The 16019-nt window shown below is 56.3% G+C and carries 13 protein-coding genes; 11 read left to right on the forward strand and 2 right to left on the reverse strand.

Going from position 1 to position 16019, the window contains the following annotated elements; all coding sequences use genetic code 11:
* Positions 1-27 precede the first annotated feature (27 nt).
* The 7 genes from hypF (at position 28) to hcr (ending at position 10093) form a co-directional block, all read left to right on the forward strand.
* Positions 28-2292, forward strand: a complete 2265-nt coding sequence (hypF, locus tag CTZ24_RS22730; protein ID WP_208725895.1) for a carbamoyltransferase HypF — start codon at positions 28-30, stop codon at positions 2290-2292.
* Entirely contained in the window at positions 2270-3283 is a 1014-nt protein-coding gene (locus CTZ24_RS22735) for a HoxN/HupN/NixA family nickel/cobalt transporter (protein WP_208726620.1), read from the forward strand. The genes hypF and CTZ24_RS22735 overlap by 23 nt, the downstream gene beginning before the upstream one ends.
* Before the next feature lie 279 nt (positions 3284-3562).
* Complete coding sequence (locus CTZ24_RS22740; RefSeq protein WP_208725896.1) at positions 3563-4309, forward strand: gluconate 2-dehydrogenase subunit 3 family protein; 747 nt, start codon at positions 3563-3565, stop codon at positions 4307-4309.
* A gap of 4 nt (positions 4310-4313) precedes the next feature.
* Positions 4314-6077: a GMC family oxidoreductase gene (locus CTZ24_RS22745; protein ID WP_208725897.1), complete on the forward strand. Its 1764-nt coding sequence runs from the start codon at positions 4314-4316 to the stop codon at positions 6075-6077.
* Positions 6074-7291, forward strand: a complete 1218-nt coding sequence (locus tag CTZ24_RS22750; RefSeq protein WP_208725898.1) for a c-type cytochrome — start codon at positions 6074-6076, stop codon at positions 7289-7291. Before CTZ24_RS22745 ends, CTZ24_RS22750 begins: the two co-directional genes overlap by 4 nt.
* Before the next feature lie 164 nt (positions 7292-7455).
* Positions 7456-9108 (forward strand): hydroxylamine reductase, encoded by a 1653-nt coding sequence (gene hcp, locus CTZ24_RS22755; RefSeq protein WP_208725899.1) that lies wholly within the window; start codon positions 7456-7458, stop codon positions 9106-9108.
* 10 nt (positions 9109-9118) lie between these two features.
* The gene (hcr, locus tag CTZ24_RS22760) at positions 9119-10093 is read left to right on the forward strand and encodes an NADH oxidoreductase (protein ID WP_208725900.1); all 975 of its coding nucleotides are present in this window, start codon (positions 9119-9121) and stop codon (positions 10091-10093) included.
* Positions 10094-10140: 47 nt separating this feature from the next.
* On the opposite strand, the gene CTZ24_RS22765 is transcribed toward hcr, so the two are convergent.
* Complete coding sequence (locus CTZ24_RS22765) at positions 10141-10470, reverse strand: YciI family protein (RefSeq protein ID WP_208725901.1); 330 nt, start codon at positions 10468-10470, stop codon at positions 10141-10143.
* 101 nt (positions 10471-10571) lie between these two features.
* Here CTZ24_RS22765 and CTZ24_RS22770 point away from each other — a divergent pair, with 101 nt between their 5' ends.
* Positions 10572-11465 carry a LysR family transcriptional regulator gene (locus CTZ24_RS22770; RefSeq protein ID WP_208725902.1) on the forward strand — a complete coding sequence of 298 codons (894 nt, stop codon included), beginning with the start codon at positions 10572-10574 and terminating at the stop codon, positions 11463-11465.
* A 37-nt stretch (positions 11466-11502) separates the two neighbouring features.
* Here CTZ24_RS22770 and CTZ24_RS22775 read toward each other — a convergent pair whose 3' ends face one another.
* Positions 11503-12303: an IclR family transcriptional regulator gene (locus tag CTZ24_RS22775; RefSeq protein WP_208725903.1), complete on the reverse strand. Its 801-nt coding sequence runs from the start codon at positions 12301-12303 to the stop codon at positions 11503-11505.
* A gap of 71 nt (positions 12304-12374) precedes the next feature.
* Here CTZ24_RS22775 and CTZ24_RS22780 point away from each other — a divergent pair, with 71 nt between their 5' ends.
* From CTZ24_RS22780 to attM, 3 genes are read left to right on the forward strand one after another with little or no spacing between them, the layout of a single operon-like run.
* Complete coding sequence (locus CTZ24_RS22780; protein WP_208725904.1) at positions 12375-13829, forward strand: NAD-dependent succinate-semialdehyde dehydrogenase; 1455 nt, start codon at positions 12375-12377, stop codon at positions 13827-13829.
* Between the two features lie 28 nt (positions 13830-13857).
* Positions 13858-15018: an iron-containing alcohol dehydrogenase gene (locus CTZ24_RS22785; RefSeq protein ID WP_208725905.1), complete on the forward strand. Its 1161-nt coding sequence runs from the start codon at positions 13858-13860 to the stop codon at positions 15016-15018.
* Between the two features lie 54 nt (positions 15019-15072).
* A complete protein-coding gene (gene attM, locus CTZ24_RS22790; protein ID WP_208725906.1) occupies positions 15073-15864 on the forward strand; it encodes an AttM family quorum-quenching N-acyl homoserine lactonase in 792 nt (263 codons plus the stop codon).
* The last annotated feature ends 155 nt before the right edge of the window (positions 15865-16019 follow it).

Genomic DNA, 16019 nt, shown 5'->3' on the forward strand with positions numbered 1-16019 from the left:
GATTGCGCCGCGACGGTATAAATTCCTATGAATAACAACGGTATCGCATTACGTATTCGCGGCAAGGTCCAGGGCGTCGGTTTTCGCCCCTGGGTCTGGCAACTGGCACAACAACTCCAGCTCAAAGGCGACGTCTGCAACGACGGCGCGGGCGTGTTGGTGCGTCTGACCAGCCCGGCAACAACGTTACTGGCGGCGCTGCATCAGCACTGCCCGCCGCTGGCGCGGATTGATAGCATTGAACAACAGACAATGTGCTGGATAAGCCTGCCGGAGAGTTTCACCATTCGTCACAGTGACGAGGGTGCCATGACCACGCAAATCGTCCCCGATGCCGCAACGTGTCCCGCCTGTCTGCGCGAACTGCATGATCCCACGGACCGACGTTACCGCTACCCCTTTATTAACTGTACCCACTGCGGTCCACGCTACACCATTATCCACGCCATACCTTACGATCGTCCCGCCACGGTAATGGCCGCGTTTCCCCTGTGCCCGGCCTGTGAACGGGAGTACCGCAACCCGCTAGACCGCCGTTTTCATGCTCAACCGCTGGCCTGCACGGATTGCGGCCCGCAGATAATCTGGCACCACAACGGGCAACGGTGTAAGGGAGATTCGGCACTGCAACAGGCCGTGACGCTGCTGAAAAAAGGCGGGATTGTCGCCATTAAAGGACTGGGTGGGTTTCATCTGGCGGTGGATGCCCGCAACCCGCTGGCGGTGCAGCGCCTGCGGCAGCGTAAGCAGCGGCCAGCAAAACCTTTTGCTGTGATGATACCGGATACGCTGGGCTTACCGGATTCGGCCACCGCGTTCCTCACCTCACCAGCCGCGCCGATTGTGCTGGTCGACCGTCACCTGTTAAGCGGGTTAAGCGCCGGGATTGCGCCAGGTCTGAATGAAACCGGTGTGATGCTGGCGGCCAATCCTCTCCAGCATCTGTTGATGGCGGATTTTGGCGGCCCACTGGTGATGACATCCGGCAATCTGAACGGTTTGCCCCCTGCAATAGAGAATGATCGCGCGCTGGCGGAGCTGGCGGGGATTGCCGATGGATGGCTGCTGCATAATCGCCCGATCCTGCAACGCATGGATGATTCTGTGATGCGCGCCAGCGGTGAAATGTTACGGCGCTCGCGTGGGTTTGTGCCCGATGCCCTGCCGCTACCGCCCGGTTTCAACCAACTGCCACCGATACTGGCACTCGGCGGCGATCTGAAAAATACCTTCTGTCTGGTGCGTGACGACCAGGCGGTGCTCAGTCAGTACTTTGGCGATTTAGCGCAAAGCGGCGTCGAAACCCAGTGGCGTCAGGCATTGCAGCTGATGTGCGAGATCTACCACTTTACGCCACAGCAGATTGCGGTTGATGCGCATCCGGCCTGGCGTAGCGCACAACTGGGGCGTGAGATGGCGCTGCCGCTCTCAGAAATATTGCATCATCACGCTCACGCTGCCGCCTGCCTGGCCGAACATCACTGGCCGCTGGAGGGTGGCAAGGTGCTGGCGCTGGCCCTTGATGGTATTGGCTATGGCGCTGACGGTCAGCTCTGGGGGGGTGAATGCCTGCGGGTGGACTACCGGGAATGTACGCACCTCGGCGGTCTGCCACCCGTGGCGCTTCCGGGTGGCGATCTGGCAGCGCGGCAGCCCTGGCGTAATTTGCTGGCACAATGCGAAGCCTTTGTGCCGCACTGGCAACACTATGCGGAAACGGCGGTGGTTCGTGCCCAGCCCTGGCAGCCGTTGGCGCGGGCTATCACCCGCGGGGTCAATGCCCCGCTCGCCTCCTCCTGTGGTCGCCTGTTTGATGCCGTGGCAGCCGCCCTGGGCTGCGCGCCCCTCCAGCAAAGTTATGAAGGCGAAGCCGCCTGCCTGCTGGAGACAATGGCCCTCGACCACGGTCCTTGCCCGCATTCCGTGACGTTGCCGCTGGTGCAGGGATGTCCCGATATGGCTACCTTCTGGCAGCAATGGCTGGGATGGCAGGCCAGCGCCCCGGCGCGTGCGTGGGCATTTCATGATGCCCTGGCTCAGGGGCTGGCCGAGCTGGTTCGTCAGCATGCCAGTCACCTGGGCATTTCCACCCTCGTTTGCTGTGGCGGGGTGATGCATAACCGTCTGTTACGTGAACGCCTGCGCTGGTGGCTTTCTGATCTGGAGATTCTGTTTCCGACACAGTTGCCTGCGGGCGACGGTGCGCTTTCACTCGGCCAGGCATTGATTGCCGCCGCGCGTCTTATACCTCATACACAAGGAAAAAATGATGTTGTTGCGTGTTCTTCGTGAAACCCCGCGCGCTGGCGCTTTATTGGGCGCGCTGGTGGCCGCGAATTTTGCCGCCTGGATTTGGGCATTGGTGGTGTTCCAGCAAAGCACCGCATTGATGGCAACCTGCCTGCTGGCATGGTGTTATGGACTGCGCCATGCGGTTGATGCCGACCATATCGCTGCCATCGATATTGTCACGCGTAAAATGATGCAGCAGGGAAAACGTCCGACAACTATTGGCGCCTGGTTTTCCCTGGGTCACTCAACCATCGTTATTCTGGCATCGATTGCCATCGCCGCCACTGCCGCCGCTTTCCAGAAAAATATGGCCTGGTTCCATGAGGTGGGAGGCGTGATCGGCACCGCAGTGTCGGCCTGTTTCCTGCTGGCGATGGGGCTGGTTAATCTGGTGATTCTGCGCAGTGTCTGGCGTAACTTCCGCCAGTGGAAACGCGGCGAGCCGCTTACCGCCGACGCGCTGGAAAGCAGCGGGGGTGGCCTGATGAGCCGCTTATTCAACACCACCTTTAAGCTGGTGAATAAAAGCTGGCATATGTACCTGGTCGGTTTTCTATTTGGCTTAGGCTTCGATACCGCCACAGAAATCGGCGTGCTGGGTCTTTCGGCCGCTACCGCCTCTTACGGCATCTCAATGTGGTCGATTCTTATCTTTCCGGTGATGTTTGCCAGCGCCATGATGCTGGTGGATACCCTCGATAACCTGGTGATGCTCAATGCCTATGGTTGGGCGTTTAATAAACCGCAGCGCAAACTGTATTACAACATGACCATTACCGGCACGTCGGTGGTGGTGGCGCTGTGTATCGGTGGCGTGGAGGCTCTGGGGCTATTGATCGACAAACTCGGATTGCAGGGTGGTATCTGGCCGTGGATTGGCAAACTGAGTGACAACCTGGGTAATGCGGGCTTTGTGGTGGTTGGGTTGTTTGTCGTGTGTTGGGGCATTTCGATGCTTAATTACCGCTTGAGGAACTATGACGCGTTGTAATCAGTTAACGGTTTAATCCCTCTGCTTTCAGGCAGCCAACGAAGTAACAATTTGTTAGCTGCCATGTTTATCTATTACTAACCCTTATCTTTTCCCCTCATTTTTTGACAAAAAATGCATTTTTTCCCCTGCTAAAGCCCGCTTTTGCCGAAAGGCCTTACATTTAACAATTGTAAAATGTTAATGATACAAAGTCGCAACATAAAAATTGACTGCTTGTTTCAATGTCCTGAAAAACAACCTTTGTTTCAAATTTGTTCAACTTAATTAGGAAGCAATATGAAAAAAAGAGCCAAAACACTGCCGGGGGTGACACGACGGCAGGTGTTGACGTGGACAACGTTGGGTGTCGCTGCCACGGTGACACAAGCGGCTGATGCCGTGTCTCTCAAAGGTACACCGGGCTGGACGCCCTTTTCTGACAATCCTCCCGAATCATTCGATCAACAAGGCTGGCTGTTCTTTACCCCTGAAGAAGCGCAAACCCTGGAAGCGATCGTTGACCGTCTGATCCCTGCCGATGAACTCAGTATCGGTGGCAAAGAAGCCGGTTGTGCCGTGTTTATTGATCGCCAACTGCACGGTTTTTACGGGACATTTGAACGGCTGTACATGCAAGGCCCATTTCACCAGGGCACACCGCAACAAGGTGACCAGTCTCCGCTGATACCACAGCAGCGTTATCGCCAGGGCATCGCAGCGCTCAACCGCTACGTGCAACAGAGCGCACAAAAGAACTTCGCCGACCTTCAACCGGAGCAGCAGGACCATTTGTTGCAGGCAATGGAGGCAGGCAAGGTGCATTTCGACGGCTACGATGCGCAATCCCTGTTTAACGATGTGCTGACTAACACCATGGAAGGCTTTTTTGCCGATCCGATTTATGGCGGCAACAAAGACATGGTTTCGTGGAAGATGCTGGGATTCCCTGGCGCGCGTTACGACTATCGCGACTATATCGATCGCCATAACGAGAATCTGGGATTAGAACCCATCAGCATGATGCAATGGAAAGCCAGGGGATAACAGCATGAAAAAATTACCAAAAACGGATGTCGTGGTCATTGGCCTCGGCTGGGCTGGGTCGATCATTGCGAAAGAACTGGCCGATGAAGGCCTCGAGGTGATCGGCATTGAACGTGGCCCCTGGCGCGATACCGCGCGTGACTTCAATGTCGCCACCGTGACCGACGAACTGCGCTATGTGATGCGCGAAGAACTGATGCTGCGCACCCGGCAAAATACCTGCACCATGCGTAACAATCCATCACAGACCGCACTGCCGATGCGCACATGGGGATCATTCCACCCCGGTAACGGCACGGGTGGCGCAGGCAACCATTGGGCAGGCATCACCTTCCGTTTCCAGCCGGAGGAATTTCGCCTCAAAAGTCATCTGACCGAACGGTATGGCGCAAATGCCATCCCCGATGAACTGGTACTCCAGGACTGGGGGACAACCTGGGAGGAGATGGAGCCGCATTATATGCAGTTTGAGCGGGTGGCCGGTACATCGGGCTATGCCGCCAACCTCAATGGTGAAAAACGTGCTGGCGGTAACCCGTTTGAAGGTATGCGTTCCGGTGATTACCCCACGCCGCCACTGCGTCAGCCTTACGGCCCCACGCTGTTTGCCGAAGCCGCAAAGAATATGGGATATCAGCCTTTTCCGGTTCCCTCATCGTTGGTGTCAGAGGCCTATACCAATCCTTACGGCGTGACGATGGGTCCCTGTACTTTCTGCGGTTTCTGCACCAACTACGGTTGCGCCAACTATTCCAAAGCCAGTGCCATTACCACGGTACTTCCGGCGTTGATGCGTAAGGAAAATTTCACCGCTTACACCAACTGCGAGGTGCTGGAGGTGCTGACCGATTCATCCGGTAAGAAAGCCACCGGCGTGACCTATATCGACTCCTCTGGTGATAAGTGGGAACAACCCGCCGACCTGGTGATTGTCGCCGCGTTCACGTTTGAAAACGTGCGCCTGATGTTGCTGTCAAAGATTGGCGAAGCCTACGATCCCGTCACAAATCGCGGCACCACTGGCCGCAATTACGCTTATCAGACCGCAAATGGCGTAACGTTGTTTTTCGACAACAAAAACTTCAACCCCTTTATCGGCGCAGGTGCCGTCGGCATGGGGATTGACGAGTTCAACAACGACAACTTCGACCATAGCGGCCTTGGCTTTCTCGGCGGAGGCAGTATTCGCGTCACGCCCATCGGTTCTGCGCCGATTGGTTACCGGCCAGTGCCGCCGAATACACCAAAATGGGGTTCCCAGTGGAAGCGTGCGGTCAAAGATAACTACCTCAGCACCATGTCGATCGGATGTGAGGCGAGCAGTTACACCACGCGTACCAACTATCTGTCGCTCGACCCCAATTACAGCGATCCCCACGGGCGTCCACTCCTGCGTATCACCTTTGACTTCGCGGAGAATGATCTGAAGATGGCGCAATACTGCACCGGTAAGGTGGCAGAAATTGCGCAATCAATGAATCCGCGCCAAATCGTCGCCAAACCGATGTCCGGCCACTGGAACAGCGTTCCCTACCAATCATCCCATGTGGTGGGCGGTTTCATTATGGGAGCCGATCCCAGTACCAGTTCGGTGAACAAACATTTGCAGGTCTGGGATGTGCCTAATTTGTTTGTCGTCGGTGCATCGGCCTTCCCGCAAAACCCTGGCTATAACCCAACCGGTACTGTCGGTGCGCTGGCATTTAAAGCGGCTCACGCCATTCGTCATTACTATCTCAAACGTCCCGGGGAGATGATCACCGCATGAAAACGCTCACGTCTCTCTCACTCGCGGCGTTACTGGCTACGGCCAGCTTCGTTGCGCAGGCACAACCGGAATATGATCAAATCAGTCGTGGCAGCTACATCGCTACACTCGGCGATTGCACGGCGTGCCACACCACCGATGCCACACAGCCTTTCGCCGGTGGTGTAAAACTCCAGACGCCTTTTGGCACCCTGGTGGGAGCCAACATCACGCCGGACCCCGCAACCGGTATTGGCAACTGGAACTATGACGACTTTAAACGCGCCATGACGGCAGGCATCGGTCACGGAGGCAAACGGCTGTATGGTGCGATGCCGTTTACGGCTTACACCAAAATGTCCGATGCGGATCTGCGCGACCTTTGGGCCTGGATGCAAACATTGCAGCCGATTCACCATGAGGTAGAGACCAATCAACTGCCGTTCCCCTTCAATATCCGCAGCAGCCTGATGGTGTGGAACTGGATTAATTTCGACAAAGGAGAATTCCAACCCCATCCCGACAAATCAGCACAATGGAATCGCGGGGCGTATTTGGTTGAAGGCCCAGGCCACTGCGGCACCTGCCACACCCCCAAAAATCTGCTTGGTGGCGATAAAGGCGGCCAGTTTCTCACTGGCGAAGTGGTTGAAGGCTGGTATGCCCCCAACCTGACCAACAGCGACCATAGCGGGCTAGGGAAATGGACAACGGAAGACATCGTCAGCTACTTGCGTACCGGCGTCAACCGCTTCGACATCGCCTCAGGACCGATGGCCGATGCGGTCAGTCATTCAACACAACATTGGCGTGATGACGATCTTCAGGCCGTCGCAACCTATCTGAAAGGTGGAGATAAACAAAGCGAAAAAGTCCCGCAACCCTTGCCAGCCAGTGATGAGCGCATGCAACTTGGTGCGCAGATTTATGCGTCCAAATGTTCGGCCTGCCATAGCCCGGGTGGACGCGGCGAGCAAAATATCTTCCCGCAATTGAAAGATAACCCTTTGCTTAACCAGTCGGATGCAACGTCGTTGATTCGCGTGGTCGCAGCGGGCAGTCGTGGTGTAAACACCGACATCCGCCCGACTGCACCCGCTATGCCCTCTTTTGCTGGTGTGTTGGGTAACGACCAGATTGCCGCGGTGGTGACGTATATCCGCAACAGTTGGGGTAACGCCGCAGCACCGGTTGATGCCACGGCGGTTCAGAAAGTGAAAGACAACCTGCAATAACCTGTTTGGGTGGCAGGGAAGCCACCTCGTTCGCGGCAACATGACTGGCAAAATTGCGCCAAATCAATTCCCCTGCAAATCACGCGAAATTCTTCTGGTTGGTTTTCATCATCAGGATTAGCCTAAAGTTGCATTTAAAATACAACTTATAAAGGGCTATGATTATGTTCTGTGTGCAATGTGAGCAAACCATTCGAACCCCGGCAGCCAACGGCTGTTCGTATGCGCAAGGTATGTGTGGCAAAACCGCCGAAACCTCCGATTTACAGGATCTGCTGATCGCCACATTGCAGGGACTGTCTGCCTGGGCCGACAAAGCCCGTACCTATGACCTGATCGATCACGACATCGACCATTTCGCCCCGCGCGCCTTTTTCTCTACCCTGACTAACGTTAACTTCGACTCCCTGCGTATTGTCGGCTACGCGCGTGAAGCCATCGCCAAACGTGAAGCCCTGAAGGCGGCCTGCCTGGCGATTGACCCGCGAGCATCTCTCGACCATCCACTGGCGGATTTACAGTTGGTCAGTGACGATCTCGGCACATTGCAGCAACAAGCCGCCAGTTTCGCGCCCAATCGTGATAAGGCGCTGATTGGCGACAATATTCTCGGTCTGCGTCTGCTGTGCCTGTACGGCCTGAAAGGGGCGGCGGCCTATATGGAACACGCCCATGTACTGGGTCAGTATGACAACGCCCTTTACGCCACTTATCATCGCATCATGGCGTGGCTGGGCACCTGGCCTGCGGATATGGATGCCCTGCTGGCCTGTGCGATGGAAATCGGCCAAATGAATTTCAGCGTGATGCGTATTCTCGATAGCGGCGAAACCAACACCTATGGTCATCCCACGCCGACGCAAGTCAACGTCAAAGCCGTCGCTGGCAAATGTATCCTGATTTCCGGCCACGATCTCAAAGACTTATACAACCTGCTGCAACAAACCGAAGGCACTGGCGTTAACGTCTATACCCACGGTGAAATGTTGCCCGCGCACGGCTACCCGGAACTGCGCAAATTTAAGCATCTGGTCGGCAACTACGGCAGTGGCTGGCAGAACCAGCAGGTGGAATTCGCCCGCTTCCCTGGCCCGATTGTCATGACCTCCAACTGCATCATCGACCCGATGGTCGGTGCCTATGACGCGCGTATCTGGACACGTAGCATCGTCGGCTGGCCAGGCGTGAAGCATCTGGAAGGGGATGATTTCACCGCCGTGATCCAGCAGGCACAACAACTCAATGGCTTCCCGTATAGCGAGATTGAACATTTGATCACTGTCGGCTTCGGTCGTCAGACCTTAACCGGGGCGGCGGATACCTTGATCGACCTGGTCAGCCGGGAGAAATTGCGCCATGTATTCCTGGTAGGTGGCTGTGACGGTTCGCGTAGCGAACGGAGCTACTTCACCGATTTCGCCACCCAGGTGCCGCACGACTGCCTGATTCTGACGCTGGCATGTGGCAAATATCGCTTCAACAAACTCGATTTTGGCGACATTGAAGGGCTGCCCAGATTGATCGATGCCGGCCAATGCAACGATGCCTACTCAGCGATCATTCTGGCAGTGACGCTGGCGGAAAAACTCGGTTGTGGCGTCAACGATCTGCCGCTGTCGCTGGTGCTGTCATGGTTCGAACAGAAGGCGATTGTCATTTTGCTGACGTTGTTATCGCTGGGCGTCACCAATATCGTCACTGGCCCGACGGCCCCTGCCTTCCTGACACCAGACCTGCTGGCCGTGTTGAACGAGAAATTTGGTCTGCGTCAGGTCACCACCGTTGCGCAGGATATGCAGCAGTTACTGAGCGCCTGAGGAGATCAACATGACCATGCCAACTCCGCAATGCCCGTGGCGTATGCAGGTGCATCACATCCACCAGGAAACACCGGATGTCTGGACGCTGTCGCTGTTGTGTCACGATTATTATCCTTATCGTGCCGGGCAATATGCGTTAGTCAGTATCGCCAACAGCGCGACCACCCTGCGTGCCTATACCCTCTCCTCCACACCCGGTGTCAGTGAATACATCACCCTCACCGTGCGTCGCATTGCAGGCGGTGCTGGCTCGCAATGGCTTACCGGTGAAGTCAAACGCGGTGATTATCTGTGGCTCTCAGATGCTCAGGGGCACTTTACCTGCGACAACGAAGCGCAGGACAAGCTATTGCTGCTGGCTGCGGGTTGTGGCGTGACACCGATAATGTCGATGCGTCGCTGGCTGGCAAAGTACCGTCCGGCTGTCGATGTGCAGGTCATTTATAACGTACGTTCGCCGCAGGAGGTAATTTTTGCCGACGAATGGCGCGACTACGCGGTCACGCTGGTGGCAGAGCAGTCGGCCAGCGCCGGTTTTGTCTCTGGCCGCCTGAGCCACGCGCTATTGAGTGAAGTCCCCGACCTCGCCGGACGCACGGTATTTTGCTGCGGCCCGGCACCCTATATGGCGTGGGCGGAAGAGGCGGTGAAACAAGGCGGCGTGACGCGCTTCTTTAAAGAACAATTCTTCACCCCGACAACATCGGTGGCGGCGGCGACCGAAGGGCTAACATTCAGCAAACTCTCCGCCGGTAAGACCTTTTTCGCCCCGCAGGGCAGTTCGCTGCTCCAGGCGCTGGAGAGCAACAACGTGCCAATCATTGCAGCCTGCCGTGAGGGTGTGTGTGGCTGCTGTAAAACCCAGGTGCTGGCGGGCGAATACCACGTCAGCAGCACCGCGACCTTAACCCAACAAGAAATCGATGACGGTTTTGTGTTGGCGTGTTCGTGTCAGCCTGAAGGAGACATGGTGCTGGCCTGATCGACTGATACGTAGTGGCGCGATAAATCGCGCCGCTACCGTTGGCATTAATCCACCAGATCCTGCAACTCACTGGCGGTGACGCGACTCGACAATGCCGTAAGTTGACCAAACAGCGGGTCCCATTCCTGTATGTCCAGTTGCGCAATGAGATTTTCACGCGCAAAAGGATCGGCATTCACCAGCTTGCTCACTTCTTCACGGCTATCTGCGTTGAAAATCAAAAAACCAGCGCGTAGCGGGGTCTGCTTCAGCGGCCCTGAAGCGATAAGTTTCCCTTGTTTAATCAAGTCCTTCAGATAAACCACATGTTCCCGAACAAAGCTATTCCACTCGGGACCTGCCGGATGGTCCATTCTCACAATATAGATACTCATGATTCACCTCTGCTTATTTGCTGATTAAAAGCGAGTGTAATAAGTACTATTGATACTTAAAATGACCTGATATTGCGTTCTGAAACAACCAGGAGTTGTTAATGTTGGACAAAATCACCGGGATGCGCGTATTTGTCGCCACCGTACAACAGGGATCTTTTGTTGCTGCGGCGGAAAAGCTGGCTATGTCTCCGCAGATGGTGGCCCGGCACATCGCTTCAATGGAAAAGCAGCTGGAAACACGTTTACTCACACGAACAACACGTCAGCAGAGTCTTACCCCGACTGGCAACCAATATTTCAAACGCTGCCAGACGATTTTACAGGCGATTGCCGATGCCGATAGTGAAGCCCGTGGCAGTGCTGACGTTCCCAGCGGTACCTTGCGGTTGAATGCACCTGTCACCTTTGGACGCTATGCCCTGACTGACTTTCTCACTGATTTTCTGGCGCGCTATCCCCACATCAATATCGAACTCACGCTGTCGGACGACGTGATCAATCCGGCAGCGGAAGATTTTGATGCGGTGATCCGCATTGGTGAACTGGATAAAAACTTGCGACTGGCCGCGCGGCCCTTAGCCGCCTATCGGCTCATTACCTGCGCTGCGCCAGAGTACCTGGCGAAACAGGGGTGGCCGCAACACCCCGCCGATCTGGCACATCATCAATGCCTGACATTCGCGCCCTGGCAGGCAGGATTGAGCGATCGCTGGCCGTTTATCAGCGAGGGATTACTTTATGACGTTGACGTTAATTCCCGGCTGAAGATTAACGATTGGGGCGCCTTGCTGGAGGCCGCTATCCGGGGAGCAGGCGTGGTCATGGGTTATGATAAAGCGCTGGCTTTGCCACTCAAACGGGGGCAATTGGTTGCTATTCTGGCTGACTACCCATGCCCGGAACGGGCAATGCATCTGCTCTGGCAACCTGCGCGCGTCAACGAAACCCGTTACCGGGTGTTTATTGACGCGTTATGCGAATACTTTCACTGACTGCGCGATAAATCGCGCCGCTACCGGATATCGGTTCTCACCCCTGATATCCACACTGGCATGAAAGCGCCAATGCCGCTTCCCGCATCTTTTCACCCAAACTTTCAACCAACCCCGTCCGGGCTTCGCTGCTGAGAAAACTGGTAGCGATGCCCGCAATCGCCTTGCCGGTATGATCGTAAATCGCTGCGCCAACGCAGGTCATCGCGGCGTGAATCTGACCGTTATCAATCGAAAAATGGCGCGCGCGGATCGCGATCAACTCCTGGCGCAACTCATCAAGGTTACTCACGCCGGCAGCTGTCATGGGCTGAGGGAAACCGTTCGCGAACAATGCCGCCAGCGCGTCGTCGGGCAGTTCGGAAAGCAACATCTTGCCGGTGGCGGTAAAAGGGGCAGGCAACCGCATACCAATACGGAACGTATGACCGAGGGGTTTTTCTGAATTTCGGCAACTGATGTAGACCACTTCATCGCGGTCGAGCACAGTCAGCGTGATGGTATAGCCAGCCAGCTCGCTGTCGCTGGCAAAGTATTCCCGGAACAGCGCCACGATATCCATCTGTGACAAAAAACCGTCTGCCCAGCGCATCAGATGCGGTCCGAGGCGGAACGCTCCATCGGCGGTCCTGACTAACAGCCCCAGTTCCGTCAGGACATTCAACTGCCCATGCGCGGTACTTTTTGGCAGGGCCAGTTGACGCGTGATATCCGCCGCGGAGAGTGCGCCGCCCTGCGCGGCGACCAGATCAAGAATGGTCACCGCCCGACGCAGTGCAGGAACAGTATCAATATTTTTGCGCGTTTGATCGCTTTTTGTTACGGAATCCCCTGACATACTGCCCCCTGTCCAACGTTCACTATACAGATCTTAGTTCAATATATTGAACTTATCTTAAGGGGGAGTCGATGATCAAACTAAAAAACCCAACATTGCTACGCGACCGTTGTCTGGTAAATGGCGAATGGGTCAGCGGCAGTAAAGGTGAAGTGATTGAAGTAGATAATCCTGCCACCGGCAAAATTATTGCCACCGTACCTGCTCTCTCGGCATCCGATACGGAGAACGCAATCCATGCAGCACAAACAGCGTTCCGCAGTTGGAGCAAAATGGCGGCCAAAGATCGCACCGCCGTACTGCGCCGCTGGTTCACTCTGATGGTCGACAATGCCGACGACCTCGCAGCCCTGATGACCGCAGAACAAGGAAAACCGCTGGCGGAAGCTAAAGGCGAAGCGCTGTATGCCGCCTCCTTTGTCGAGTGGTTCGCCGAGGAAGCCAAACGTGTGTATGGCGAAACCATTCCGGCTCCGACCAATAACAAACGGATTGTGGTGATCAAACAGCCGATTGGCGTCTGTGCCGCCATCACCCCGTGGAATTTCCCGGCCGCGATGATCACCCGCAAAGCCGCGCCCGCCCTGGCCGCAGGTTGCACCATGATCGTCCGTCCCGCCGAAAAAACACCGCTGACCGCGTTGGCGCTGGCAGAACTGGCGCAACAGGCTGGCATGCCGGCCGGCGTGTTCCAGGTGATCACCGGCGATGCGCGTGAGCTGGGCGGCGCGCTTACCGCCAGCGATATCGTCACCAAACTCTCCTTTACCGGCTCGACCCAGGTTGGCCGCCTGTTGATGGCCCAGTGCGCACCGACCATCAAAAAGCTGTCGCTGGAGCTGGGGGGTAACGCCCCCTTTATTGTGTTTGAGGACGCCGACCTCGATGCCGCTGTCGAAGGGGCGCTCGCCTCCAAATACCGTAACGCCGGGCAGACCTGCGTCTGCTCCAACCGCCTTTATGTGCAGGACGCGGTTTACGACCAGTTTGCGGAAAAACTCGCAGCGCGAGTAGCGGCGCTGAAAGTGGGCGAAGGTCATCAACCGGAGGTGCTGATTGGGCCGCTGATCGATGGCAACGCCGTCAAAAAAGTCGAGGAGCATATCGCCGATGCGCTGGCAAAAGGGGCACGACTGGTGACCGGTGGTAAGACTCATGCCCTCGGCGGGACATTTTTCGAACCCACCGTGCTGGCGGAGGTCACCCAGCAGATGAAAATCGCGCGCGAGGAAACCTTCGGCCCGGTCGCCCCGCTGTTCCGCTTTCACAGCGAAGAAGAAGTGATCGCGATGGCGAACGATACCGAGTTTGGCCTTGCCGCCTATTTCTATACCGAAAATGTGCGCCGCACCTGGCGGGTAGCCGAAGCGCTGGAATACGGCATGGTCGGTCACAACACCGGACTGATCTCTAACGAGGTCGCGCCGTTCGGTGGCGTCAAACAATCCGGCCTCGGCCGTGAAGGTTCCCATCACGGCATTGATGAGTACCTGGAAATCAAATACCTGTGCTCAGAAATCGCCTGATTCGAGCAGCCAACAAAGAGGAGAGGAGATGACTATCAATCCATTTGAGTTCCGCACCGTACCCTCGATTGAGATGAAGTGGGGAGGTGCGCAGCAACTCGGCACCAGCATCGCCAGTCGTTTTACACAACGCAACGCCTGCCTGATCACCGACGCCGGGTTGGTTAAAGCTGGTCTGATTGCGCCGATCGTCGAGAATCTCACCACTGCCGGATTTAGCGTCAGCGTGTTTGATCAGGTGGTGGCGGATCCGCCGGAGGCGATTGTCCACGCCTGCGTTGACGCCGTGAAACAGGTCGGTACCGATATCATTATCGGCCTCGGCGGTGGCTCCTCGCTGGATATCGCCAAAGTCGCGGCGGTAATGGCCGAAGGTGATCAACCGTTAGCCGAGATGTACGGTATCGGTAAGGTGACCGGTTCCCGACTGCCGCTGGTGCTGATCCCCACCACCGCTGGCACCGGCTCTGAAGTGACCAATATCGCCATCATCACCACCGGTGAAACCACCAAGATGGGCGTGGTTGCGCCACAACTGTATGCCGATTTCGTGCTGCTCGATGCCGAACTCACCGTGGGTCTGCCGCAAATCCATACCGCCGCCACCGGTATCGACGCTATGGTGCATGCCATTGAGGCCTACACCAGCAAGCACAAGAAAAATCCGTTGTCCGATGCGCTGGCGCGTGAAGCGCTACGACTGCTGGGGGCCAATCTGATCACCGCCTGCCAGGATGGCAGCAACCGCGCAGCGCGCGAAGGGATGTTGCTCGGCGCGACCCTTGCTGGTCAGGCGTTTGCCAATTCACCCGTTGCCGCGGTGCACGCCCTCGCCTACCCGTTGGGAGGGCACTACCATGTCGCGCACGGTCTTTCCAATGCGCTGATGCTCGGGCCGGTGTTGCGTTATAACGCCAGCGCCGCAGCACCGCTGTATGCCGAACTGGCGGAAGTGCTGGGCGTGGCCGGCAGCGGCGATGCCGCTACGCGTGCCAGCGCCTTTGTCGAACATATGCTGCAACTGATGGAGCGCAGCGGCGCACCGCGTCGCTTACGTGATGTTGGCGTCACCGAGGAGAGTTTGCCTCGCCTGGCAAGTGATGCCATGTTGCAAACCCGTCTGCTCACCAATAACCCGGTAGAGGTGCTGGAGCAGGACGCGCTGAATCTGTACCGCGAAGCCTTTTAAGTTCTTACCCCTAAAACAAAAAAGTACCCACGACTAACCAGAGGAATGCCCAGTATGAAAGATATACGACTCTACATGCTCCAGTCCGGCACCCTGAAATGTAAGGTTCACAACATTAAGATGAACCAGGGTTCGGGGGCCGATTATGAAATCCCGGTCCCCTTCTTTCTGATCACCCATCCTGATGGTCACACCATTATCGATGGCGGTAACGCGATTGAAGTGGCCACCGATCCGCGCGGTTATTGGGGCGGGATTTGTGATGTCTACTGGCCGGTATTGGGCGAAGACCAGGGCTGTGTCGATCAGGTCAAAGCGCTCGGCATCGACCCGGCGGATGTGAAATATGTGGTGCAGTCGCACCTGCATCTCGACCACACCGGTGCCATTGGCCGCTTCCCGAATGCCCGGCATATTGTGCAACGCGCCGAGTATGAGTATGCCTTTACCCCGGACTGGTTTGCGGCGGGCGGCTATATCCGCCACGATTTCGATCGTCCCGGCCTGAACTGGCAATTCCTGAACGGCACCGATGATGATTTCTACGACATCTACGGTGATGGCACCCTGACCACTATTTTCTCGCCCGGTCACGCGCCCGGACACCAATCCTTCCTGGTCCGTCTGCCCAATAGCAAACCCCTGCTACTGACCATAGATGCGGCCTATACGGTGGATCACTGGGAGCAAAAAGCGCTGCCCGGCTTCCTCGCTTCGGCGGTGGATTCGGTGCGCTCGGTGCAGAAGCTGCGTGCGGTCGCCGAGCGGGCAGATGCGATTGTCGTCACCGGCCATGATCCGGATGCCTGGGCCGGATTTAAAAAAGCCCCCGAATACTATTCCTGAATCCCGAGGGGCGTTAAGCCCCTTTTTGTTGCCTGCTAAACGAAATTCATACGTTAACTTTACCTCTTCAGCGGCCAAACCCAGCCTGGCCGCGTTTTTCCTCTCTCACAGATTGTCAGCCAGCTCACAATATAAATCTAACTCATACCCCTAAA

Source organism: Pantoea phytobeneficialis (assembly GCF_009728735.1).
GTDB classification, from domain to species: domain Bacteria; phylum Pseudomonadota; class Gammaproteobacteria; order Enterobacterales; family Enterobacteriaceae; genus Pantoea; species Pantoea phytobeneficialis.

Excerpts from the sequence above, each read along its gene's own strand:
- hcr (WP_208725900.1), top strand. The coding sequence starts at position 9,119 with ATGACCATGCCAACTCCGCAATGCCCGTGGCGTATGCAGGTGCATCAC.
- CTZ24_RS22745 (WP_208725897.1), top strand. The coding sequence starts at position 4,314 with ATGAAAAAATTACCAAAAACGGATGTCGTGGTCATTGGCCTCGGCTGG.
- hypF (WP_208725895.1), top strand. The coding sequence starts at position 28 with ATGAATAACAACGGTATCGCATTACGTATTCGCGGCAAGGTCCAGGGC.
- CTZ24_RS22780 (WP_208725904.1), top strand. The coding sequence starts at position 12,375 with ATGATCAAACTAAAAAACCCAACATTGCTACGCGACCGTTGTCTGGTA.
- CTZ24_RS22770 (WP_208725902.1), top strand. The coding sequence starts at position 10,572 with ATGTTGGACAAAATCACCGGGATGCGCGTATTTGTCGCCACCGTACAA.
- CTZ24_RS22775 (WP_208725903.1), bottom strand. The coding sequence starts at position 12,303 with ATGTCAGGGGATTCCGTAACAAAAAGCGATCAAACGCGCAAAAATATT.
- CTZ24_RS22750 (WP_208725898.1), top strand. The coding sequence starts at position 6,074 with ATGAAAACGCTCACGTCTCTCTCACTCGCGGCGTTACTGGCTACGGCC.
- attM (WP_208725906.1), top strand. The coding sequence starts at position 15,073 with ATGAAAGATATACGACTCTACATGCTCCAGTCCGGCACCCTGAAATGT.
- CTZ24_RS22740 (WP_208725896.1), top strand. The coding sequence starts at position 3,563 with ATGAAAAAAAGAGCCAAAACACTGCCGGGGGTGACACGACGGCAGGTG.
- hcp (WP_208725899.1), top strand. The coding sequence starts at position 7,456 with ATGTTCTGTGTGCAATGTGAGCAAACCATTCGAACCCCGGCAGCCAAC.
- CTZ24_RS22785 (WP_208725905.1), top strand. The coding sequence starts at position 13,858 with ATGACTATCAATCCATTTGAGTTCCGCACCGTACCCTCGATTGAGATG.
- CTZ24_RS22735 (WP_208726620.1), top strand. The coding sequence starts at position 2,270 with ATGTTGTTGCGTGTTCTTCGTGAAACCCCGCGCGCTGGCGCTTTATTG.
- CTZ24_RS22765 (WP_208725901.1), bottom strand. The coding sequence starts at position 10,470 with ATGAGTATCTATATTGTGAGAATGGACCATCCGGCAGGTCCCGAGTGG.